Source organism: Streptomyces sp. NPDC051576, from assembly GCF_040681835.1.
In the GTDB taxonomy this organism is placed as follows: Bacteria; Actinomycetota; Actinomycetes; order Streptomycetales; family Streptomycetaceae; genus Streptomyces.
Genome location: NZ_JBFAZO010000004.1, coordinates 274,419 through 297,538, shown reverse-complemented (window position 1 = coordinate 297,538; position 23,120 = coordinate 274,419). Strand labels below are relative to the sequence as shown.

Below are 23,120 nucleotides of genomic sequence, written 5' to 3'. Positions count from 1 at the left end.
TCGTCTCGCCCCTGCGTGCATAAAGGGGGTAAAACGTGCCGCGGGGCAGGATGTTCCGGCGGTGTGCGCGGGGTGGCGTGACGTTCCTCGCGTCTGCCCCGCGGCCGGGGTTCCGGCTGGCCGCCGGGTACTGAGGGCTGCCGTTTGCCTGACGGGGAGTGACCTAAAGGCCATCCGTGGTGTTTACTGGGCACCGGTCTGATCCCTGGTGGGTCCGGACCTTTCCGGGAGGTCCTGGGGGTGGTGCCCCGGGGCCTCTCGTTTTTGCCGGGGGTTTGTGCGGACGTCATATGTTGCTCATCCGAGAAGGGTCCTACCGCCCACTGCGAGGCCGTGTGGATAACCGGGATCGGTAATTGCGTGAAAAGAGCGGCGACTTTCCCGTCATGATTACGCGCGATCTTCTGTAACAAAGCCCCACCGCGAGGGGTTTCCCGCATGATCACCATTCTTCGCGACCCCCTTGGAAATGGCGACTGGCTCTTCGCTCACGGTGAGCGGTACGGTTTCTCTCGCTCAACTGTCTCCACCCGCCCGGCCTCACCACCCGGGCGCTGTCGCACCTCCCGGAGAGGGAGCAGGACCCACCACCGGAACCCCGCTGGCCAGTGGGGTTCCACAGCGTCAACGGAACAAGGGATCAGGTCAATGCGCACCGTCACCGCCGACGGCGTCATTCCGCCGTCGTGCCGCGGACCCCGCGGTATCTCACCCGTGACACATCGTCACCATCACACTCCCCGGGGCGCGTACGCCGGGACACGCGCCACCACGGCCGCCGGAGCGGGGGAGTGAGCATGCCCTCGACCGTCGACATCCCCCGGCCGGCCGACCTTCTCCTCGGCCATGAGAACAAGCCTGAGGGAAGCTTCCTGCACCGCCTGAAGGCCGAGGACTGGCCGGCGCTGCTCGCCCTGCTCCAGTCGGAGCTGGACGGCAGCGGCTTCGTCCGCGACGAGTGCCTGCCCCTGGGGCCGGACGGCCGGGACGTCTACCTCATCTGGGACGGCGTCGTCCGGCAGGACCGCTTCCCGCTCGGCCGCGGGGAGCACGTGCCCACCGTCACGCGGTTCCGGGGCCGGGGCCAGCTCGTCGGCGAGGCCAAGCTGATCACGCCCGACTCCGCCGTCGTCACCAAGTGCCTGACCCCGACCGTGGCCATCCCCTGCCGCGCGCGCCATCTCAACGTCCTGCTGCGCAGGCGGCAGGACATCCAGGTCGCGCTCCTGTGCAGCCTGGAGGACCGCAGCCGTAGCGACGAACTCGTCTACACCATGGCCACCCGGCCGCCCGTCGAGCGCGTGAGCCGACTCCTGGCGCACCTCGCCGACACCACGGGCGTGCCCGATCCGCGGACGGGCTGGACCGTCATCACCGGCCCGGGGCAGAAGGACATCGCCGCCTCCCTCCAGGTCGCCGTCTCCACGGTGGAGAACGCGGTCCGGACCCTGCGCTACCAGGGCGTCATCGAAGCCAGGTACCGCCAGTTCGTCGTCCACGACATCGATGAACTGCGGCACTTCCACGCCGGGAGCCCGGCATGACGACCGGCGCCGGCTCCCTCGTGCTGGGTGCCCTGTCCTTTCTGGTGATGGGCGCCCTCGGTGCGTACACCCTCGTCCACCACAGACGGGTCTTCGCCTGGACGCGGCGGATCCGCCGCAAGGACGAGACCAACACCGCGTTCGACAAGCCCTCCGAGTGGCTCGCCGACCTCTACAAGGCCCAGTGCCGCCTCGCCCAGAAGCCCTGTCGCGCCGACGACTTCGAGGACATCGCCCAGACCGGCACCATGATCAAGGGGATCGCCGACCACGTCGAGGCCATTCGCCCCGAGCTGACGAAGGTCGTCGAGCGCGTCGGCGAATACGTCGCCACCGCGCTGCCGGAGCCGGGCCCGGCCGTGCGGGGAGTCCCCCTCCCGGAGCACCGCGGTCTGCTCGTCAGGGCGATGCGGCAGGAGGCCGCCCGCGACGAACTGGCGCACGCCATCATCGCGGCCCAGCAGAAGATCACGACGCGACGGCACAGCTGACGAGACACCGGCAGGGCGTTCCCGACAGGGAGCGCCCTGCCCGTTCATGTCCATCTAATGCCCGAACCTGTTTACTTTCCGGAAATGCGGGCGTAGCCTCCGAGCGAAACCACAAGTTCGGGCACTGGACGGAGGCGAACGGACATGTACGCACCGGAGCGGCAGCAGGAGATCCTCCGGCTGGCCCGTGACGGCGGCCGGGTGGACGTGGTGTCGCTGGCCGAGGAGTTCCAGGTCACGGCGGAGACGATCCGCCGGGATCTGAAGGCTCTGGACCGCGCGGGCCTGCTCCGCCGGGTGCACGGCGGTGCCATACCGGCCGGACGGCTCGACTTCGAGCCGGATCTCGCCGAGCGCGAGTCCACGGCGGCCGACGAGAAGGACCGCATCGCCAAGGCGGCCCTCGCCGAACTGCCCCTCCACGGCACGGTGATCCTCGACGCCGGCACGACGGTGGCCCGCCTCGCGGGCATCGTCCCGCTGGAGGCCGAACTGACCGTCGTCACCCACTCGCTGCCCATCGCGGCCCGCCTCGCGGACCACCCGGGCATGCAGCTCCACCTCGTCGGGGGGCGCGTGCGGCACCGTACGCGCGCCGCCGTGGACGCCTGGGCGCTGCGGGCCTACGGCGAGATCCGCGCCGACGTCGTGTTCGTGGCGGCCAACGGCTTCTCCGCCCAGCACGGGCTGACCACACCCGACCTCGCCGAGGCCGCGGTCAAGCACGCGGCGATGGGCGCCGCCCGCCGGGTGGTGCTGCTCGCCGACTCCGCCAAGCACGGCCAGGAGCACTTCGCCCGCTTCGGTGCCCTGAGCGATGTGGACCTCCTGATCACCGACACCGGGCTGAGCCCAGAAGACGCCACCGCCATGGAGCGCGGCGGCATGGAAGTAGTGCGCGCATGATCCTCACGGTCACCCCGAACCCGTCCCTCGACCGCACCTACGAGGTCCCCTCCCTGGACCGAGGTGAGGTCATACGGGCCACCGGCGAGCGCATGGACCCGGGCGGCAAGGGCGTCAACGTCTCGCGCGCCGTCGCCGCCGCCGGCCGGCGCACGGTCGCCGTGCTGCCCCTGGGCGGCGCACCGGGCGCGCTGGTCGCGGACCTGCTCGACGCGCAGGGCATCGAGGTCGCGCCGGTCCCGGTCGCCGGGGCCACCCGCTCGAACATCGCCCTCGCCGAGGCGGACGGCGTGCTCACGAAGATCAACGCCCCCGGCCCCGAACTGACCGCCGCCGAACAGGAGTTGCTCCTGGACACCGTCCGGCGGCAGTCCCGCGACGCCGACTGGATCGCCTGCTGCGGCAGCCTCCCGCGCGGCCTCGCGCCGTCCTGGTACGCCGAGCTGGTCGCCCGCGCGCACGCCGCCGGCGTCCGCATCGCACTGGACACCTCCGGCCCCGCGCTCATCGAGGCCCTGCGCGAACGCCCCGACGTCGTCAAGCCCAACGCCGAGGAACTCGCCGAGGCCGTCTCCCGCCCCCTGGCCACCGTCGGCGACGCGGTCAAGGCCGCCGAGGAACTCCGCGAGCTGGGCGCGGGCGCCGTCCTCGCGAGCCTCGGCGCCGACGGCCAGTTGCTCGTGGACGCCTCGGGCGCCTGGTACGGCAGCGCGCGCGTCGACGTCGTACGCAGCAATGTCGGCGCGGGCGACTCCTCGCTGGCCGGCTTCCTGATCGCCGGCGGCAGCGGCCCGGAGGCCCTCGCCTCGGCCGTCGCCCACGGCGCCGCGGCCGTCCAGCTCCCGGGCAGCGTGATGCCCACCCCCGCGGACCTGGACCCGGCCGCGGTCACGGTCACGGCCGACGTCCCGGTGGACCTCGTACTGACGGAGCCGGTGGCATGAACGTTTCTACGGCGACGACCGTCACGGCCGATTCCGCTACGACCATCCCGGCGCCCCTCGAACCGACCCTCAAGCGGCGACACTCCCCGTTACTCGCCGCGACCCGGGGGAGGCGGGGTCTCCCCGGCCCCGCCTCCGCCTCCGCCACCACCCGCACCACCGCGACACCCAGCTGTACCCCCGTCCCCACCCCCGCCCACGGCAGTTCCCGGGCGATACGCGTGCGAAGGAGCCCGCGATGAGCGAGATGATCACCGCGGACCTGGTCGACCTCGACCTGTCCGCCGATACCAAAGAGGCGGCGGCGCGTGCCCTCGCCGAGCGCATGGTCGCCCAGGGCCGGGTCACCGACCTCGACGGCTTCCTCGCCGACGTGGCGGCCCGCGAGGCGCAGATGCCGACCGGCCTCGACGGCGGCATCGGCATCCCGCACTGCCGCAGCGAGTACGTCACCGAGCCGACGCTCGCCTTCGGCCGCAGCGCCGAGGGTGTCGACTTCGGCGCCCCCGACGGCCCCGCCGACCTGATCTTCCTGATCGCCGCGCCCGCCGGGGCCGACGACGCCCATCTGACGATCCTGTCCGCGCTGGCCCGGCAGCTCATGAACGCCGAGTTCACGTCCGCGCTGCGGTCGGCGGGCGACGCGGAGTCGGCGGCGGCGCTGATCCGTGGGGACGAGCCCGAGTCCGAGTCCGGGGCTGCGGGCACCACAGACTCCGTGGCGACGTCGGCGGCGGCCTCCGCCGACGCCGCCACGGGCACCACGACACCGGCGGCACCGGAGTCCGACGACGACCGCCCGTTCCGTATCGTCGCCGTCACCTCCTGCCCGACCGGTATCGCGCACACCTACATGGCGGCCGAGTCACTGGAGAACGCCGGCCGGGACGCGGGCGTCGAACTCGTCGTCGAGCCGCAGGGCTCGGCCGGTTTCACCCGGCTCGACCCGGCGGTGATCGCGGCGGCGGACGGCGTGATCTTCGCCCACGACGTGCCCGTACGGGAGAAGGACCGCTTCGCCGGCAAGCCGACCGTCGACGTCGGCGTCAAGGCGGGCATCAACCGCCCCGCCGAGCTGATCACCGAGGTCCGCGGCAAGGCGGAACGGGGTGAGGTGACGGCCGGTTCCGGCGCCGCGACCCCCGTCGAGCGCGGCGGCGAGCCGGGCGAGGGCTACGGCTCCAAGCTGCGCAAGTGGCTGATGTCCGGCGTCAGTTACATGGTCCCGTTCGTCGCGGCCGGCGGTCTGCTGATCGCCCTCGGCTTCGCGATCGGCGGCTACGAGATCAAGTCCGCGCCCTCGGTCATGCAGCACTTCGTGTGGACGCAGACCGACAGCTGGGCCGCGCTGATGTTCCAGATCGGCGCCGTCGCCTTCGGCTTCCTTGTCCCGGTGCTCGCGGGTTACATCGCCTACGGCATGGCGGACCGGCCCGGCCTGGTGCCCGGCTTCGTCGGCGGCATGATCGCCTCCACCATCAACGCCGGCTTCCTCGGCGGCCTCGCGGCCGGTCTGATCGCCGGTGGTGTGGTGCTGGCGATCCAGAAGGTGAAGATCCCGGCGGTGGTCCGCGGGATCATGCCGGTGGTGGTGATCCCGCTGATCTCCACGGCGATCGTCGGGTTCCTGATGTTCGTGGTCATCGGCAAGCCGATCGCCTCCGCGCAGAAGGGCATGACCGACTGGCTGAACGGCCTCAGCGGCTCGAACGCCATCCTGCTGGGCGCCCTGCTCGGCCTGATGATGTGCTTCGACCTCGGCGGCCCGGTCAACAAGGTCGCGTACACCTTCGCCACGGCGGGCATCGCGGTCTCCAGCCCCAGCGACTCGGCGATGAAGATCATGGCCGCGGTCATGGCGGCCGGCATGGTCCCGCCGCTGGCGATGGCCCTGGCCACCACCGTGCGCGGCAGGCTCTTCACCGAGACCGAGCGCGAGAACGGCAAGGCCGCCTGGGTGCTGGGCGCCTCCTTCATCTCCGAGGGCGCGATCCCGTTCGCGGCGGCCGACCCGCTGCGTGTCATCCCGTCCTCGATGGTGGGCGGCGCGATCACCGGCGCCCTGTCGATGGCCTTCGGCGCGACCCTGCGCGCCCCGCACGGCGGCATCTTCGTGGTCCCGCTGATCGGCAACGCGTTCCTCTACCTGATCGCCATCGCGATCGGCATGTGCGTCACGGCGAGCCTGGTCGTCGCACTGAAGGGCATGCGCAAGCCGGCCGCAGGCGGTACGGCCGCCGGGACGCCGGACGACATGGCGGCACCCACGGCGGACGCGAAGCAGCCGGTCGCCGCCTAGCCTCTTTTGGGCCGCTGTGAGGTGTTCACGGCAACTGCGAGATACGTCACGGTCCGGGACCACAGTCCCGGACCGTGGTGTCTACTGGAACGCATGCCTGAGCACGTCTCGATCCTCCAGCTGACCGGTGTGGCCGTTCTCGCCCTGGCGACCGTCGCCTGGGTGTTCGGCCTGACGCGCATCCTGCGCCGCTCCCTCGCGGAGCCCACCGTGTGGCACGCGGCCCACCCGCTGTACGGCCTTCCGAACCAGCGCGCCACCGCGCCCCACCTGGAGTCCGTCGACCTGACCCCGGCCGAGCGCGACGCCTTCGCGGGCCTGGTACGACAGCTCAGCGACGGGCGTTGAGGCAGCGGCCCGAAGGTCGGGGCCAGGGCCAGGTCCTAGGAGACCTGCGCCGCCCGCCGCTCCATCGCGTCGCGGGCCGCGTCCTCGTCGGCGTACACCTCGCACATGTGGCGGCCGTCGGGTGTCGCCGTGTGCTCGACCTCCCACAGGGAGATCTCCGCGCCGTCGCGCAGCAGGAACGCGTGCTCGTAGAGCGAGAAGGACAGCGCGGGACGGCCCGCGCGGTAGGGGCGGCCGAAGGCCTGGGTGATCTGGTGCGCGAAGGCCGTCGCCAGCAGCGCGGCGGTCTCGTCGTCCGGCCGGTCCGGGTTCTCCGCCCGGCGCAGTAAACGGCGCGCGTGGTCGGCGGAGTGGTCCGCCAGATACGCGTGCCGGGGCTCGGGGACCGTCGACAGGTGCACCAGCACCGGCAGTTCGAAGTCCGGTGCGTCCGGCGGCAGCGGCAGGCGCGCGGTCGCGGCCCGCACCTCCTCCTCGTCGACATACACCTCGTGCTGAGCCTCACGGCCGAGCACGGTGTTGTGGACTAGCTCCCACAGGGTCAGGGCCGAACCGTCGGCGAGCAGCCATGTGTGCCGGTACGTCTCCCGGTGCAGGCCGGCGCTGTGGTGCGCGGAGTGCAGCGAACTGTCGTGCGCCAGCGCGCAGTCGAGACGCCGTATCGTCTCGTCCGGCAGCTCGAAGGAGTTCAGGGCACGACCGAGGAGCCGCGCGAGGTGCTCCTCCGGAGACTCGGGCGACTCGGGTGGTTCGTACGCTGCCGTGTCGTACGGAACGCTCAAGGCTTCTCCCGGCGTTGCTGCATGTCACCTTGTGGGTGCATACCGTAGCCCCTCGGTCGGACATCATGTCCGGGAACCGAGAAAACGTATGCCCGGAAAACGCGCGGGCCGCGCGAGATGTTCCCGCGCGGCCCGAAGATCCGTCAAAACCCGCCGGTCAGGCGGCACTTCCGGCGGTCCACTCGCTCCACGCCATGTTCCAGCCGTTGAGCCCGTTGTCCGGGGCGACCGTCTTGTCGGGGGAGTTCTTCACGATCACGACGTCCCCGATGAGGGAGTTGTCGTAGAACCACTTGGCGTTCGTGGCGCCCTGCGCGCCCTGTACGTCCGCGAGTCCGACGCAGCCGTGGCTGGTGCCGGTCTGCCCGAAGGGCGGGTTCGACCTGCTGTACCAGTAGTTGCCGTGGATGAACGTCCCCGACGACGTCAGGCGCATCGCGTGCGGCACGTCCGGGATGTCGTACTCGCCGCCCAGGCCGACCGTCTGGCTGTTCATCCGGGTCTGGGTGAACTTCTCGGAGATCACCATCTGCCCGTTGTACGTGGTGTGTTCGGGGCTGCCCGAGGAGATCGGCAGCGACTTGAGGGTCTGCCCGTCCCGCACGACCGTCATGGTCTGCGTGTTGACGTCGACCGTGGAGACCTGCGAACGGCCGATGGTGAAGGTCACCGTCTTCTTCTGCACGCCGTAGACGCCGTTCGCGCCCTCCACGCCGTCCAGGTCGATCTTCATCGTGACCTTGGAACCGGCCTTCCAGTAGTCCTGGGGCCGGAAGTCGAGCCGCTGCGCCCCGAACCAGTGCCCCACGACCTGCTGCCCGCTGCTGGACGTGACCGTGATGTGCGACTGCACGGACTTCTGGTCGCTGATCGCCTTGTCGAAATTGAACGACACCGGCATCCCGACACCGACCGTCGTCCCGTTGTCCGGCGTGTACGTCCCGATGAAGCTGTTGCTCGAAGTGACCGTGGTGAAGATGGAGTTGGCGGCCGAGGTCTTGCCGCTGGAGTCCTTCGCGGTCGCCGATATCTGGTACTTCGTACCGCGCTCCAGCTGCTCCTTCGGCTTCCAGCTCGAGCCGTTCGCGGAGATCGCGCCGTCCACGGCCTGCCCCGACCCCGCGACCGTCATCTTCACGTCCGTCAGCGTGCCGTCGCTGACCCGCACGCCGGTGGCGTTGATGGACGCGTTCGTCGAACCGTCCTTCGCCGAGATGACGATCTTCGCGGTGGACGTCTTGGCGGACGTCCCGCCGCCACCCTTGCTGTTGGTGTCGGTGTCCGCGCTGGCGTTGCCGCCGCACGCGCTGAGGGTGAGGGTGCCGACCACCAGGGCGGCGATGGCCCCCAGTACGCGCCGCGCTGCTATGTCCGGCGTTGTCACGGGCTGCTCCAGGTTCGTGTGGTGTGCGTGATCCGCTGTGATGCGTGGACAAAGAGGGGCCACACCCCCGCACGGGTTCCCGCCGTTCCCCACGGACGCCATCCGGTGACAGAACCGCGACAAACACCGGGCGCCTACCGCCTCCCGTACAACTCCTCGTACGACGGCCACGCCCCGCCCGGCCCGTCCACCGACTCGGCGGCCCGCACCGCGCGCACGATCGCGCGGGTCACCACGTCCGCGCCGGCCGCGAGAATGTCGTTGAGGGCGAGGGGGTTCTCGGCGTCGAGCGGGCGGGCTCCGGTGGCAAGGGTGAACACCGTGTCCCCGTCGTGCAGCAGGTGCACCGGCCGTACGGCGCGCGCGATGCCGTCGTGCGCCGTGCCGGCCAGCTTCTGCGCCTGCGCCTTGGTGAGTTCGGCGTCCGTGGCGACCACTGCGAGCGTGGTGTTCAGCGGCGGAGGCGTGTTCTTCGCGGCGGTCTCGGCGAGGCGCCGACGCGCGGCCTCGTGAACCTGCGCTTCCGGGCAGGTCACGCGTCCCTGGAACAACTCCCCGTACAGGACACCCGTTTCGGGATCCATCACCGACCCCGCCGCGTTGGCCACCACCAGCGCGGCCACCGTGATCCCGGACTCCAGCACGATGCTCGCGGTCCCGACCCCGCCCTTCATCGCCCCGACCACGGCGCCCGTACCGGCCCCCACGCACCCCTCACGCACCCGCACCCCGGGCCCGCTGATCGCGGCCGCTTCGACCGCGGCCCGCCCTGTGGCCGCGTCCGGCCTGGCCCTGAAGTCGCCGCCCCGCCCCAGATCGAAGACACAGGCCGCGGGCACCACCGGCACGACATGCAGCGGATCGACCCCGACCCGCACCCCGCGCCCCTGCTCCTCCAGCCAGCCCATCACCCCGGACGCGGAATCAAGCCCGTACGCACTCCCACCGGTCAGCACGATCGCCTCGACCCGCTGCACCAGATTGCGCGGGTCGAGCGCGTCGGTCTCCTTGGTCCCGGGCCCCCCGCCCCGCACATCCACGGCAGCCACCGCCCCACCCTCCGGCGCGAGCACAACGGTGGTACCGGTAAGCCACCCACCTCCCGACCGCGTCGCATGCCCCACCCGCACGCCGGCCACGTCCGTCAACGCGTCAACTGTCATGGGGTTCAGTCTTGCCCAACGAGGGTCGGATCCGGGGGCGGTCGGCTTGGTGTTCGTCGTCAGCTCGCCGGTGCCGTCGCCTCTTCCCTGCGCTGCCCGGCTGCCGTGCGTGCTGTCAGTGTCACCCCGGCCGCGACCGTCAGCGCCGACACCAGGCCCGCCGCGAGTACCGCCCAGGAGCCCAGGAACGTGCAGCAGATCACCAGCAACGCGGCCAGCGGGAGCACCAGTTGCTGGGTGATGCCCACCTTGTAGTGGCGGGCGTGCAGGGCCCAGACGCTGAGCAGGTACAGGGCCGTCGGCAGCGTCACCGCGGCGGAGGCGGACAGGGTGGAGATGTGTGCCTTGCCGACCGCCTGGGTGACCGCCACCTCCAGGCCGGCGCCGATCATGGCCGCCGAGGCGAAGATCAGATAGTGGCCGTAGCCCCACAGGAATGCCTGCTGGTTGGACCGGAGGTGTCCGTGGATCGGCACCACGAAGTAGATCCACCACGCGGCGAACACGATCAGCAGCCCGCCCGCCGCGATGGGCAGCAGCTCGCCCAGCGCGTCGTGCTCGTCCACCCCCGACTTCACGGCGACCGTGGCCGCGGCGATCGTCTCGCCCAGCACGATGATCGTGAACAGCCCGTACCGCTCGGAGATGTGGTGCGGATGCCACGGCGTAGGGAAGTTTTTCTCCGCGAAGCGCGGCACGCACAGCTCGGCGATCACCATCACGAGGAACACCCAGCCCCGGGCCGGCTCCGGCAGGACGACCAGTCCCGTCCAGCCGACCATGCAGAGCAGCACGCCGCCCGCGTACCGCAATGCCATCGTCCGCTCCGGCCCGGTGGCGCTCCGTGCCGCCCGCAGCCACTGAGTGGCCATAGCCAGCCGCATGATCACGTAGCCGAGCCAGACCACCAGGTAGTCGTGTTGCTCGAAGGCTCGCGCGACCCCGGCCGCGAGGACCAGGACGCCGGCGATCTGCACCAGCGTGACGATCCGGTACAGCACGTCGTCGTTGTCGTACGCCGACGCGAACCAGGAGAAGTTCATCCAGGCCCACCAGATCGAGAAGAACTGCATCGCGTAGTTGAGGATGCCCTCGCCCGCATGCCCCTCGGCGACGGCGTGCGCCAGTTGGATGCCCACCTGCGCGATGGCCACGACGAAGCACAGGTCGAAGAAGAGCTCCAGTGGCGAGGCGACCCGGTGCGACTCGTCCCGGCCGCGGGCGGTGAGCGGACGCAGGGGTCTTTGAATTTCGGACGTCATGAGGCCAAGCACAGCAGATGACGTCCACCCGGGGCCGTACCCTGGAGGCATGAGTACCGCCCCCGCCCCCGAGCCGCGCGATCCGAAGCCCGCGCTGGTCTTCGACGATCCGTTGAGCCGGCCCTCCTCGGACGACACGGATCGCGGGTGGGGCGAGCGGGCCGAGGGCGACGGCGCCGCCGATCTCAAGCGCTTCCTCGACGAGAAGCCGCCCCACCACATCTGAGCCGTCGGCTACTGCTCCCGGTGCCCGTCGCCGCGCTGTGCGACGAGCGCGTCGCGGATCTCCTTGAGCACCTCCAGCTCGGTGATCTCGATGACCTCGTGCGTGCCCTCCTTGGCCCTGCGCTGGGCCTCCACCCGGGCCAGGTACTTCGACATCGGCAGCACCATCAGGAAGTAGACGACCGCCGCGGTGATCACGAAGCTGAGGGTGGCTCCCAGGACGGAGCCCCACATCAACTGGATGCCCTTGTCGCCCGAGCAGGAGTCGCTCAGACACGAGCTGTAGGTGTCCAGGTTCTGGGTGCCGATCGCGCCGACGACCGGGTTGATGAGCCCCTTCACCACCGAGTTGACGATGTTCGTGAAGGCGGCGCCGATGACCACCGCGACTGCCAGGTCGACGACGTTCCCGCGCATCAGGAAGGTCTTGAAGCCCTGCCAGACGCCCGGTTCCTTCTTCTTCTCGCTCAACTCGGAGCCTCTTCTCGCACGCGCACGGTGTGGAACGAACAGCTCCGCAACCTACGTCAATGCCCGGCCATCCTGTCCAATTCAGTAACTCGAACGAGGGACTTGACACGAATTCGCACAGGCGGCTGAAGGCGCGGCTCACGATACGGAGAGCACGGTTCAACACATCGTCACCGCCAGCCGTGCCGTGGCACTCGCACCGGCCAGCCGGGCCGCCGTGGCACGCGGCACCGAGAGCACCACCAACGCCCCGCCGCCGTCCGCCTCTTGAAGCGGCTCGGGCACCTTCGTCACCCGCGCACCGCGCGCTACCACCCGGGCGTCACCGCCCGCCGCCGACTCCTCGGCGGCGATCACATCGACCCGGTCGCCGGACCGCAGCAGCCGGACCGTGCCGGCATCGGCGATCCGCACCGCCGCCGACACCCACTCGACCGCCCGGTGCTGCCGTACCGGATCGGCCACCGGGTGCCCGCGGGGCCGCTCGCTGTGCCGCGCCTCCACCGCCTCGCGCGGGCCCGCCGCCACGAGGGCGGCCGCGGTCACCGCGAGCCCGGCCGCCACGGCCCGCCTGCGATGCCGTAGCAACCGGCGCAGTTGATACCACCCGCCGCGCACCCGCACGGGCGCGAAGTGCGGCACCTCGCACGTGGCCGGAGCGTCGGTGCCCAACGGGCGCGGAGAGAAATCAGTGCCCAGCGCGCTCGGAACGGACGAAGGGGAGGGGGAGAGGGACATGTGGACCACCACCTGCGACGAGGGATCGGCTTGCGGTCCCACGATGAGGCACCGCGCCGCCGCCCGCCGGAGCCCGTGTGTCACCCGCCGGTTGTGGACAACTCCCTCACCCGAACGGGACGTTCCGCGCCCCGGAAGCCCTCCCCGCTCCCTCTACTACGGCAGTTCGAACCCCGGATCCATCCCGCCCAGCGCGTTCACGCACAGGCAGTCCCGTGCCCCGCTCTCCGGCAGCGCGGCCACCGCGTCGAACAGCACGCCCCGCAGCCGGTCCACGTTCGCCGCGAACACCCGCAGCACCTCGTCGTGGGAGACGCCCTCGCCGGTCTCGGCGCCCGCGTCGAGGTCGGTGACCAGGGTCAACGAGGAGTAGCAGAGCTCCAGTTCACGGGCGAGCGCGGCCTCGGGGTGGCCGGTCATGCCGACCACCGACCAGCCCTGTGCCCGGTGCCACAGGGATTCGGCGCGGGTCGAGAAGCGCGGCCCCTCGATCACCACGAGCGTGCCGCCGTCGACCGCCTCCCAGTCCCGCCCCTGCGCCGCCTTCAGCGCGGCCGCCCGGCCGGTCGGGCAGTAGGGGTCGGCCAGGGACACATGCACCACGTTCGGCACTCCGCCGTCGGGCAGCGGCAGCCCGTCGAAGTACGACCCCGCCCGGGACTTCGTACGGTCCACCAGTTGGTCCGGCACCAGCAGCGTGCCCGGCCCGTACTCGGGGCGCAGCCCGCCCACCGCGCACGGGCCGAGGACCTGGCGGACCCCGACGGAGCGCAACGCCCAGAGGTTGGCGCGGTAGTTGATGCGGTGCGGCGGCAGATGGTGGCCGCGTCCGTGCCGGGGCAGGAAGGCGACCCGCCGGCCGGCGATCTCGCCGAGGAAGAGGGAGTCGCTGGGTGGCCCGTAGGGGGTGTCGACCTGGATCTCGGTCACGTCGTCGAGGAACGAGTAGAAGCCGGAGCCGCCGATTACGCCGATCTCTGCGTTCACCATGACCAGCACCCTAGCCGCCGCCGACGAGCCCGTAGGAGGCGGCTCCGGAAACGCCGAGGACCCTGTCGTCGACGACGACAGGGTCCCGCGACGAAGAGTCCTACGCGGCGGAGCTGCTGCTGGACGAGGAGCCCGAGCTCGACGACTTCGACTTCGCGTCCGAGGACGAGGAAGTGGTCGAGGGGGTGGACGGCTTCGAGTCCGAGGACGTCGACGGCTTCGGGGTCGCCGGCGAGCTGCTCGACGAGGAGCCGCGGCTGTCGTTCCGGTAGAAACCGGAGCCCTTGAAGACAATGCCGACCGCGGAGAACACCTTCTTCAGGCGGCCACCGCAGTTGGGGCACTCGGTCAGGGCGTCGTCGGTGAACTTCTGCACCGCCTCGAGGCCCTCGCCGCACTCGGTGCACTGATACTGGTAGGTCGGCACTGTGTCTTCCTCCTGGCACTCTCACTCAATGAGTGCTAACGAGCGTCCATAGTGACGTATTCCCGGGGATCAGTCCACTGCCACCGGCACGCGGTGACCGACGCCACGTGCCACGGTGCGGCTGTGGGGCCGGGTCGCGAGGCGCGACCGCAGGGCCACCAGTGTCCCCAGGGCGAGCACCGTACCGGCCATCGGGACCAGGAAACCGGCGCCGCCCCACAGGCGGTCCTCCAGTTGTCCGGCGACCGTGACGGCGGCGGCCTGGCCGAGGGCGACCGCGCCGGTCAGCCAGGTGAAGGCCTCGGTGCGGGCGCCGGCCGGGACGAGCCCCTCGACCAGGGTGTAGCCGGTGATCAGGGCGGGCGCGATGCACATGCCGACCAGGAGGCCGAGGGCGGCCAGGAGCAGCACCGAGTGGGCGGTCCACAGGGCGGACGCGGTCAGCGCGAGCGCGGCGTAGCCGACGAGGAGACGGCGCTGCGGGGCGACCTTCCAGGCAACGGCACCGCAGACCACGCCGGAGAGCATGTTGCCGGCCGCGAAGGTGCCGTACAGGACACCGTTCAGGCCCGGTTCGCCGATCGACTCGGTGAAGGCGGCCAGGGAGACCTGCATCCCGCCGAAGACGGAACCGATGCCCAGGAAGGTCACGATCAGAACGCGCACTCCGGGGACGCCCAGTGCGGAAACGTGCTCCACGCGTGCGTGCCCGGTGGCGGTCGCCTTCGGCTGGGTGCTCCTCTGCGCGGCGAACAGCAGACCGCCGACGAGGGTGAGCGCCGACTCGGTGACCAGGCCGGCGGCCGGGTTCACGGCGGTGCACAGGGCGGTCGCGAGCAACGGGCCGAAGACGAAGGTCAGTTCGTCGGTGACGGACTCGAAGGCGGCGGCGGTCGTCATGAGGGGGGAGTCCTGGAGCCTCACGCCCCAGCGGGCGCGCACCATGGGCCCGATCTGCGGCACCGAGGCGCCGGTCGGCACGGCGGCCACGAACAGTGCCCACAGCGGCGCGTGTCCGAGCGCCAGCGCCGTGAACGTCAGGCCGGACAGGGTGTGCGCCAGGACGCCGGGGAGCAGTACGGCCCGCTGTCCGTGGCGGTCGGCCAGCCGTCCGCTGTAGGGCGCGAACAGGGCCATGGAGACGCCGGTGACGGCCGCGGCGGCGCCCGCCGCGCCGTAGGAGCCGGTGGTGTGCCGCACCAGCAGCACGATGGAGATGGTGAGCATCGCGAACGGCTGGCGTGCCGCGAAGCCGGGGAGCAGGAACGTCCAGGCGCCGCGTGTGCGCAGCAACTGCCCGTAACCGGGGCGGGAGGTGACCGTGGATGCCACGGCCCGTGCCTTTCTGCCACCTGGTAGCGCGCCCTGTGCGGGGGCGCCGAGCACTGTCCTCTTGCGCGGAACTGCGGTAGATACCGGTGCCCACGCGGAGAGGGATTCGGCCGCCATACGGTCGCGCCAGCACTGCGTCAGGCAGGGTTGGTTCGATGCTGGTTCGATCAGAATGTGCCTTCATCCTACAGGGGGCATGACCTGGTCAGCCTGTGAAAAGGGGCACCACGCGCGCGTTCACCTGTGATTGGCGCAGGTGTGAACCGTATGAAACATGCCCTTAACGGCCGGCGCCGCTGGTGTCCGTGCCCAGCCACCCGGCCAGCTTGCCGCCGTGGCCCACCGCGCGCAGCCGCGCTTCCGCCGCGTCCCGGACGGGGTCCGTGGTGACCACGAGGAGTTCGTCGCCGCGCCGCAGGACCGTCGTGGGCAGCGGGACAAACGATTTTCCGTCGCGTACGACGAGGGTGACCGCGGCCCCGGCCGGCAGCCTCAGCTCGTTGACCTCGACGCCGTGCATCTTCGACTCCGCGGGGATCGCGACGGACAGCAGATGCCCGCGCAGCCGCTCCAGGGGCGCCGATTCGACCCCCAGGTCGGCGGCCTCCGGCCCCTCGCCCAGCTTCAGCGTGCGGGCCAGCCAGGGCAGCGTCGGACCCTGGACGAGGGTGTAGACGACGACCAGGACGAACACGATGTTGAAGATCCGGCGGCTGCCGCCGACGCCGTTCACCATGGGGATCGTCGCCAGGATGATGGGTACGGCGCCGCGCAGCCCGGCCCAGGACATGAGGGTCTGCTCCTGCCACGGCACCCGGAACGGCGTGAGGCTGACCACCACGCTGAGCGGCCGGGCCACCATCGTCAGCACCAGGCCGATGATCAGCGCCGGCCAGACGTCGTCGCCCAGCTCGTGCGGGGTGACCAGGAGGCCGAGCAGGACGAACATGCCGATCTGGGCGATCCAGCCGAGCCCGTCGGCGAAGCCGCGCGTCGCGGGCCAGTGGGGCAGCTTGGCGTTGCCCAGCATCATCGAGGCGAGATAGACCGCGAGGAAGCCGCTGCCGTGCGCCAGGGCGCCCGCGGCGTACGCGGTGACGGCTATCGCCAGGACGGCGATGGGGTAGAGGCCGGAGGCTGGCAGCGCCACGTGCCGCAGCCCCCAGGAGCCGAGCCAGCCCACCGCGAGGCCGATGGCCGCGCCGATGGCCAGCTCCAGGGCTATCTCGCCCACCAGCGCGTACCAGTGCTCGACGGGGCCCGCCGTGGAGAAGGCGACGACCAGGATGACCACCGGGGCGTCGTTGAACCCGGACTCGGCCTCCAAAGTGCCCGTCACGCGCGCGGGCAGGGGGATTCTGCGCAGCACGGAGAAGACCGCCGCCGCGTCCGTCGAGGACACCACCGCCCCGATGATCAGCGCCTGCCGCCACTCCAGACCGACCAGGTAGTGCGCGCCCGCGGCGGTGACGCCGACGCTCACCGCCACTCCCACCAGGGCCAGCGTCGCGGCGGACGACAGGACCGGCTCGACCTCCTTCCACTTCGTGCCGAGGCCGCCCTCGGCCAGGATCACGACCAGGGCCGCGTACCCGATGACCTGGGTCAGCTCGGCGTTGTCGAAGTGGATGTCGCCGATGCCGTCCTGGCCCATGGCGATGCCGATCCCCAGGTACACGAGCAGGCTGGGGAGCCCGCTGCGCGAGGAGATCCGGACCGCCGCGACGGCGACGAGCAGGACGAGCGAGCAGACGAGCAGAAGCTGGTCGAGGTGGTGGACAGTCAGTGGCCTTCCCTTCCTCGGCTGGCGCGCGTCTCGGGCGACAGCACACGTACAGGGGACGCGAGGCGGCGGCGCCATGCATCCAAGTACTTCGTTACCTTACCTAACTCTTGACGCTTTCTTGACACTTCCCGAGGCAAGATCGAACGCCCGTCCGCGTCGGTACCCGACTCCGCGTCAAGTCGCTCGGGACCCTGCGCCTATGGTTGCTCCAGCGCTCAGTCAAAAGCACAGCCCGCCCTGCCGCTCGCGTTAGGACAGCAAGGACAGCGATGCCCCCCAATACCACCGCCTCATCGGGTCATAAGCCCGGCAAGTCCGGCAGGAAAAAGGGGCGCAAAGCCCGTCTATTGGTTCTCGTCCTGGTCATGGCCGTCATCGGAGGCATCGCCTACGGCGGGTACTGGTCCGTGAGCACGGTCCGCGCGTCCCTGCCGCAGACCACGGGCTCGATCACGCTCGACGGCCTGTCCGGGCCCGTCGACGTCAAGCGTGACAGCTACGGCATCCCGCAGATCTACGCGTCCTCCGACGCGGACCTGTTCATGGCGCAGGGCTACGTCCAGGCGCAGGACCGGTTCTACGAGATGGACGTGCGCCGGCACATGACCGCCGGGCGGCTGTCGGAGATGTTCGGCAAGAGCCAGGTCAAGAACGACGAGTTCCTGCGCACCCTGGGCTGGGACCGGGTGGCGAAGAAGGAGTACGACACCACGCTGTCGTCCTCCACCAAGAAGTATCTCCAGGCCTACGCCAAGGGGGTCAACGCCTACCTCCAGGGCAAGGACGGCAAGGACATCTCCCTGGAGTACGCGGCCCTCGGCTTCACCAACGACTACAAGCCCGAGAAGTGGACCCCGGTCGACTCCGTCGCGTGGCTCAAGGCGATGGCCTGGGACCTGCGCGGCAACATGCAGGACGAGATCGACCGCGCCCTGATGACCACCCGCCTCGGCCCGAAGCAGATCTCCGACCTGTACCCGGAGTATCCGTACAGCCGCAACCAGCCGATCGTCACCGAGGGCGAGTACGACGAGTACACCAAGACCTTCGACGGCGGCGACAGCTCCAGCGGCACGTCCACGAGCGGCACCACGGGCTCCTCGTCGTCCTCGTCCGGCTCGGCCCTCACGAGCCAGCTCTCGGGCCTCTCGGACGTCCTGGACGACATCCCGACGGCCGTCGGCGTGAACGGCCAGGGCATCGGCTCCAACTCCTGGGTCGTCGCCGGGAAGTACACCATCACCGGCAAGCCGCTCCTGGCCAACGACCCCCACCTGGAAGCCTCGCTGCCGTCCGTCTGGTACCAGATGGGCCTGCACTGTCGCGCGATCTCCAGCAAGTGCCAGTACGACGTCACCGGCTACACCTTCGCGGGCATGCCCGGCGTCGTCATCGGCCACAACCAGGACATCGCCTGGGGCATGACCAACTCCGGGGTCGACACCACCGACCTCTACCTGGAGAAGCTCTCCGGCGACGGCTACCTGTACGACGGCACGACGAAGCCCTTCACGACCCGCACGGAGACCATCAAGGTCGCCGGCGGCACCTCCAAGAAGATCGTCGTCCGGGAGACCAACAACGGCCCGCTGCTGTCCGACCGCGACGACGAACTGGTGAAGGTCGGCAAGAAGGCCACCGTCGACACCGCGGCACCCGACAGAGGCGACGGCTACGGCATCGCCCTGCGCTGGACCGCCGAGGACCCGGGCACCACCATGGACGCCGTCTTCGCCATGGACAAGGCGTCCGACTGGAGCGACTTCCGCGCCGCCTCCACGAAGTTCGACGTGCCCTCGCAGAACCTCGTCTACGCCGACACCAAGAACAACATCGGCTACACCCTGCCCGGCAAGATCCCCACGCGCGGGAAGGGCGACGGCTCGCTGCCGGTGCCCGGCTGGGACTCCAAGTACGACTGGACCGGCTACATCCCACAGGCCGCGCTGCCGTACGAGTACAACCCGAAACGCGGCTACATCGTCACCGCCAACCAAGCCGTGATCGACAAGGACAAGTACCCCTACACGCTCACCACGGACTGGGGCTACGGCACCCGCAGCCAGCGCATCACCGACCTGATCCAGTCGAAGATCGACGGCGGCGGCAAGATCTCCACCGACGACATGCGGCAGATGCAGCTCGACGACAGCAGCGAGATCGCCAAGCTGCTCGTGCCCAAGCTGCTGAAGATCGACGAGCCCGACCCGGACGTGCGCGAGGCGCAGAAGCTCCTGGAGGGCTGGGACTACACCCAGGACGCCGACTCGGCGGCGGCCGCCTACTTCAACTCGGTCTGGCGCAACGTCCTCAAGCTCGCCTTCGGCAACAAGCTGCCCAAGGAGCTGCGGGTCAAGGGCCAGTGCCTGCTGGTCTCGCCGGTCGACACCACCGGTCCCGCCGACGAGGACAACCAGAAGGTGCGCGAGTGCGGCGAGCGCGACGCGGACCAGGCGCAGCCGGACGGCGGCGACCGCTGGTTCGAGGTCGTCCGCAAGCTCATGGACGACCCGAACAGCGACTGGTGGAAGACGCCCGCCTCGGGCACCCGTCCGGCGGCGAACAACATGAACCAGTTGTTCAAGCGCGCCATGATCGACGCCCGCTGGGAGCTGACCGCGAAGCTCGGCAAGGACCTCGACACCTGGAGCTGGGGCCGGCTGCACCGCCTGTTCCTGAAGAACCAGACCCTGGGCACCGACGGCCCCGGCATCGTCCAGTACGTCCTCAACCGCGGCCCCTGGAAGCTCAGCGGCGGCGAGGCCACGGTCAACGCGACCGGCTGGAACGCGGCCGGCGGCTACGGAGTCGTCTGGGTGCCGTCGATGCGCATGGTGGTCAACCTCGACGACTTCGACAAGTCCAAGTGGATCAACCTCACCGGAGCCTCCGGACACGCCTACAGCGCGCACTACACCGACCAGACCAGCAAGTGGGTCAACGGCGAGCTGCTGTCCTGGTCGTTCTCCTCCAAGGCGGTCGATGACAGCACGAGCGACACCCTGGTGCTGAAACCGTGAGCCGCTGACATCTGAAATGGCCCTCCACGCACGCGTGGAGGGCCATTTTCAGCTCTCCGTTTTCAGTTCCCCGGGAACCGGTGCACCCCGCTCGGTGTCACCGCCGCCCGCACCGGCCGGTCGTGCGCCTCCGCGGGGACGCGTCCGACGACCTCGGAGTCGTACAGCAGCACCACCAGTGCGGGATGCGCGCCCGCCCGCTCCAGCCGCGCCAGCACGCGGTCGTACGACCCCCCGCCGCGCCCCAGGCGCATCCCGCGCCCGTCGACCGCCAGGCCGGGCAGCAGGACGACGTCGGCGGCGGCCACGGCGTCCGGGCCGAGCCGCTCCCCGGACGGCTCGAACAGGGCCATCCTTCCGCCGTGTTGGACCCGCGCGAGCGAGCCCTCGCCGTCGTAGGCGCCCCAGTCCAGGTCGTTGTCCGGAAGCAGCACGGGGAGCAGGACCTCGACGTCCCGCGCGCGGAGGGCGTCCAGGAGCGCGAGCGTTCCGGGTTCGCTCCCGACGGAGACGTACGCGGCGACCGTGCGCGCCCGTGCCAACTCGGGCAGTTCCAGCGCGCGATCGGCGAGCGCGCGGCCGGCCGCCCGCACGTCATCGGCCGTCAACCTGTTCCTCACCGCGAGGAGCTCTTGTCGCAACATTCGCTTGTCAGGCTCGGCTTCATGTCCTAGGTGACGCACAGGTCCCACCCGCATCCTTCCTTATGTGCTCATATGAGAGCGTTTTAACCGGAGCCACAGATTCAGCACAAAGGCACCGGATAAGGTTCGGGCATGACTCAGTCGCACCCCAGGATCAGTAAGGCTGTCATTCCCGCAGCCGGTCTCGGCACCAGGTTCCTGCCGGCCACGAAAGCAACTCCCAAGGAGATGCTGCCGGTCGTGGACAAGCCCGCGATCCAGTACGTGGTCGAAGAGGCCGTGTCGGCTGGGCTCGACGACGTCCTCATGATCACCGGACGCAACAAGCGCCCTCTTGAGGACCACTTCGACCGCAACTACGAACTCGAATCCGCCCTCCAGAAGAAGGGCGACGCGAGCCGCCTCGCCAAGGTCCAGGAGTCGAGCGACCTCGCGACCATGCACTACGTCCGCCAGGGCGACCCCAGGGGCCTCGGCCACGCCGTCCTGTGCGCGGCCCCGCACGTCGGCCACGAGCCCTTCGCCGTCCTCCTCGGGGACGACCTGATCGACCCCCGCGACCCCCTCCTCGCGCGCATGGTCGAGGTCCAGGAGCAGCACGGCGGCAGCGTCATCGCCCTCATGGAGGTCGCGCCCGAGCAGATCCACCTCTACGGCTCCGCGGCCGTCGAGGTCACCGGGGACGCCGACGTCGTCAAGGTCACCGGTCTCGTCGAGAAGCCGGACGCGGCCGACGCCCCGTCGAACTACGCGGTCATCGGCCGCTATGTCCTCGACCCCACCATCTTCGACATACTGCGCAAGACCGAGCCCGGCCGCGGCGGCGAGATCCAGCTCACCGACGCCCTCCAGCAACTCGCCACCGACGAGAAGATCGGCGGCCCCGTGCACGGCGTCGTCTTCAAGGGCCGCCGCTATGACACCGGCGACCGGGGCGACTATCTGCGTGCCATTGTCAGACTCGCGTGCGAACGTGAAGACCTGGGCCCGGACTTCCGTGCCTGGCTTCGCAGTTACGTAGCCGAGGAGATGTAGCAACGTTGAGCACCGCCGCGACCCGCACCCCAGGACCGGACCACCTCTGGTCGGTGGACGAGCACCTGGAGGACATCCTCGCGACCGTCCGCCCCCTGGAACCCATCGAGCTGCAACTGCTCGACGCCCAGGGATGCGTCCTGGTCGAGGACATCACGGTGCCGGTCTCGCTCCCGCCCTTCGACAACAGCTCGATGGACGGATACGCGGTGCGGGTCACGGACGTGGCGGGCGCGAGCGAGGAGTACCCGGCCGTCCTGACGGTCGTCGGCGATGTCGCGGCGGGCCAGGCCGAACCGCTCCATGTGGGCCCCGGCCAGGCCGCCCGCATCATGACCGGCGCCCCCCTCCCGCCCGGCGCCGAGGCCGTGGTCCCCGTGGAGTGGACCGACGGAGGCCTCGGCGAGGGCCCGGTCACCGGCATGCGGGCCCGCGGCCAGGACCCCGAGGCGGCCGGCGGGCACGTGCAGGTGTACCGCTCGGCCGAGGCACGCGCGCACGTACGCGCGAAGGGCAGCGACGTGAAGGCCGGCGACCGCGCCCTGGACGCCGGTACGATCCTCGGCCCGCCGCAGATCGCCCTGCTCGCCGCGATCGGCCGCGGCACGGTCCGCGTCCGCCCCCGCCCGCGCGTGGTCGTCATGTCCACCGGCAGCGAACTCGTCCAGCCCGACGAGCAGTTGGGCAGCGGCCAGATCTACGACTCCAACAGCTTCGCCCTCACCGCCGCCGCCCGCGACGCCGGCGCCATCGCCTACCGGGTCGGCGCCGTCGCCGACGACGCCGAGACCCTCCGCTCCACCATCGAGGACCAGCTCGTCCGCGCCGACCTCCTGGTCACCACCGGCGGCGTGAGCGTCGGGGCGTACGACGTCGTCAAGGAAGCCCTCTCCTCCGTGGGCGACGAGGACGAGGAGGGCGCCGGGATCGACTTCCGCAAGCTCGCCATGCAGCCCGGCAAACCCCAGGGCTTCGGCTCCATCGGCCCCGACCACATCCCGCTGCTGGCCCTCCCCGGCAACCCGGTGTCGTCGTACGTCTCCTTCGAACTGTTCGTCCGCCCCGCGATCCGCACCCTGATGGGCCTGGACGACGTACACCGCCCGACGACCCGGGCCGTCCTCACCAGCGACAAGGCGCTGACCTCGCCCAAGGGCCGCAGACAGTTCTTGCGCGGGACGTACGCCGACGGCGAGGTGACCCCGGTCGGCGGCGCCGGATCGCACCTGGTCGCGGCCCTCGCGCTTGCTGATTCGCTGATCGTCGTCCCCGAGGACGTCGAGTCCGTCGAGCCCGGCACCGAGGTCCAGGTGGTCCTGCTCCGCTGAG

At 70.4% G+C, this 23,120-nt stretch carries 21 protein-coding genes; 10 read left to right on the top strand and 11 right to left on the bottom strand.

All coding sequences use genetic code 11. The features are described 5' to 3' along the window. Positions 1-797 precede the first annotated feature (797 nt). From AB0M63_RS14990 to AB0M63_RS14965, 6 genes are all read left to right on the top strand, one after another. Positions 798-1,544, top strand: coding sequence for a Crp/Fnr family transcriptional regulator (locus AB0M63_RS14990; protein ID WP_355905386.1), 747 nt, complete (start codon positions 798-800; stop codon positions 1,542-1,544). After that, entirely contained in the window at positions 1,541-2,035 is a 495-nt protein-coding gene (locus AB0M63_RS14985; protein WP_366019648.1) for a hypothetical protein, read from the top strand. Before AB0M63_RS14990 ends, AB0M63_RS14985 begins: the two co-directional genes overlap by 4 nt. A 144-nt stretch (positions 2,036-2,179) precedes the next feature. Next, positions 2,180-2,941 (top strand): DeoR/GlpR family DNA-binding transcription regulator, encoded by a 762-nt coding sequence (locus tag AB0M63_RS14980; protein WP_355905380.1) that lies wholly within the window; start codon positions 2,180-2,182, stop codon positions 2,939-2,941. Further along, positions 2,938-3,885 (top strand): 1-phosphofructokinase, encoded by a 948-nt coding sequence (pfkB, locus tag AB0M63_RS14975; RefSeq protein WP_355905377.1) that lies wholly within the window; start codon positions 2,938-2,940, stop codon positions 3,883-3,885. Before AB0M63_RS14980 ends, pfkB begins: the two co-directional genes overlap by 4 nt. A gap of 238 nt (positions 3,886-4,123) precedes the next feature. Then, positions 4,124-6,184, top strand: coding sequence for a fructose-specific PTS transporter subunit EIIC (locus tag AB0M63_RS14970; RefSeq protein ID WP_366019647.1), 2,061 nt, complete (start codon positions 4,124-4,126; stop codon positions 6,182-6,184). A gap of 93 nt (positions 6,185-6,277) precedes the next feature. After that, positions 6,278-6,532 carry a hypothetical protein gene (locus tag AB0M63_RS14965; protein WP_355905371.1) on the top strand — a complete coding sequence of 85 codons (255 nt, stop codon included), beginning with the start codon at positions 6,278-6,280 and terminating at the stop codon, positions 6,530-6,532. Positions 6,533-6,567: 35 nt separating this feature from the next. Here the strand turns inward: AB0M63_RS14965 and AB0M63_RS14960 are convergent, their stop codons facing one another. The 4 genes from AB0M63_RS14960 to AB0M63_RS14945 form a co-directional block, all read right to left on the bottom strand. After that, positions 6,568-7,314, bottom strand: coding sequence for a DUF6227 family protein (locus tag AB0M63_RS14960; protein ID WP_355905368.1), 747 nt, complete (start codon positions 7,312-7,314; stop codon positions 6,568-6,570). Between the two features lie 157 nt (positions 7,315-7,471). Then, positions 7,472-8,698 (bottom strand): Ig-like domain-containing protein, encoded by a 1,227-nt coding sequence (locus AB0M63_RS14955; protein ID WP_366019646.1) that lies wholly within the window; start codon positions 8,696-8,698, stop codon positions 7,472-7,474. A gap of 134 nt (positions 8,699-8,832) precedes the next feature. Beyond that, positions 8,833-9,861, bottom strand: a complete 1,029-nt coding sequence (locus AB0M63_RS14950) for a P1 family peptidase (protein ID WP_366019645.1) — start codon at positions 9,859-9,861, stop codon at positions 8,833-8,835. A 59-nt stretch (positions 9,862-9,920) separates the two neighbouring features. After that, a complete protein-coding gene (locus tag AB0M63_RS14945; RefSeq protein WP_366019644.1) occupies positions 9,921-11,123 on the bottom strand; it encodes a low temperature requirement protein A in 1,203 nt (400 codons plus the stop codon). Positions 11,124-11,172: 49 nt separating this feature from the next. Here AB0M63_RS14945 and AB0M63_RS14940 point away from each other — a divergent pair, with 49 nt between their 5' ends. Continuing rightward, complete coding sequence (locus AB0M63_RS14940; protein ID WP_355905356.1) at positions 11,173-11,349, top strand: hypothetical protein; 177 nt, start codon at positions 11,173-11,175, stop codon at positions 11,347-11,349. A gap of 8 nt (positions 11,350-11,357) precedes the next feature. On the opposite strand, the gene mscL is transcribed toward AB0M63_RS14940, so the two are convergent. From mscL to AB0M63_RS14910, 6 genes are all read right to left on the bottom strand, one after another. Then, positions 11,358-11,819 carry a large conductance mechanosensitive channel protein MscL gene (gene mscL / locus AB0M63_RS14935; RefSeq protein ID WP_355905353.1) on the bottom strand — a complete coding sequence of 154 codons (462 nt, stop codon included), beginning with the start codon at positions 11,817-11,819 and terminating at the stop codon, positions 11,358-11,360. A gap of 159 nt (positions 11,820-11,978) precedes the next feature. Beyond that, the gene (locus tag AB0M63_RS14930) at positions 11,979-12,557 is read right to left on the bottom strand and encodes a hypothetical protein (protein ID WP_355905350.1); all 579 of its coding nucleotides are present in this window, start codon (positions 12,555-12,557) and stop codon (positions 11,979-11,981) included. Between the two features lie 156 nt (positions 12,558-12,713). Continuing rightward, positions 12,714-13,547 carry an S-methyl-5'-thioadenosine phosphorylase gene (locus AB0M63_RS14925; protein ID WP_355905347.1) on the bottom strand — a complete coding sequence of 278 codons (834 nt, stop codon included), beginning with the start codon at positions 13,545-13,547 and terminating at the stop codon, positions 12,714-12,716. 100 nt (positions 13,548-13,647) lie between these two features. Continuing rightward, a complete protein-coding gene (locus tag AB0M63_RS14920) occupies positions 13,648-13,974 on the bottom strand; it encodes an FmdB family zinc ribbon protein (protein ID WP_355905344.1) in 327 nt (108 codons plus the stop codon). 69 nt (positions 13,975-14,043) lie between these two features. Next, on the bottom strand, positions 14,044-15,306 hold the full coding sequence (locus tag AB0M63_RS14915; protein WP_355905341.1) for an MFS transporter: 1,263 nt from the start codon (positions 15,304-15,306) through the stop codon (positions 14,044-14,046). 280 nt (positions 15,307-15,586) lie between these two features. Then, positions 15,587-17,167 carry a potassium/proton antiporter gene (locus tag AB0M63_RS14910; RefSeq protein ID WP_355905339.1) on the bottom strand — a complete coding sequence of 527 codons (1,581 nt, stop codon included), beginning with the start codon at positions 17,165-17,167 and terminating at the stop codon, positions 15,587-15,589. 194 nt (positions 17,168-17,361) lie between these two features. On the opposite strand from AB0M63_RS14910, the gene AB0M63_RS14905 reads away from it, so the two are divergent. Continuing rightward, entirely contained in the window at positions 17,362-20,112 is a 2,751-nt protein-coding gene (locus tag AB0M63_RS14905; protein ID WP_366019643.1) for a penicillin acylase family protein, read from the top strand. 62 nt (positions 20,113-20,174) lie between these two features. Here the strand turns inward: AB0M63_RS14905 and AB0M63_RS14900 are convergent, their stop codons facing one another. Beyond that, positions 20,175-20,756, bottom strand: a complete 582-nt coding sequence (locus AB0M63_RS14900; RefSeq protein ID WP_366019642.1) for a 5-formyltetrahydrofolate cyclo-ligase — start codon at positions 20,754-20,756, stop codon at positions 20,175-20,177. A gap of 132 nt (positions 20,757-20,888) precedes the next feature. On the opposite strand from AB0M63_RS14900, the gene galU reads away from it, so the two are divergent. Both galU and glp read left to right on the top strand, forming a co-directional pair. Then, a complete protein-coding gene (gene galU / locus AB0M63_RS14895) occupies positions 20,889-21,791 on the top strand; it encodes a UTP--glucose-1-phosphate uridylyltransferase GalU (protein ID WP_355905330.1) in 903 nt (300 codons plus the stop codon). A gap of 5 nt (positions 21,792-21,796) precedes the next feature. After that, entirely contained in the window at positions 21,797-23,119 is a 1,323-nt protein-coding gene (gene glp, locus AB0M63_RS14890; protein WP_366019641.1) for a gephyrin-like molybdotransferase Glp, read from the top strand. Position 23,120: the final 1 nt, after the last annotated feature.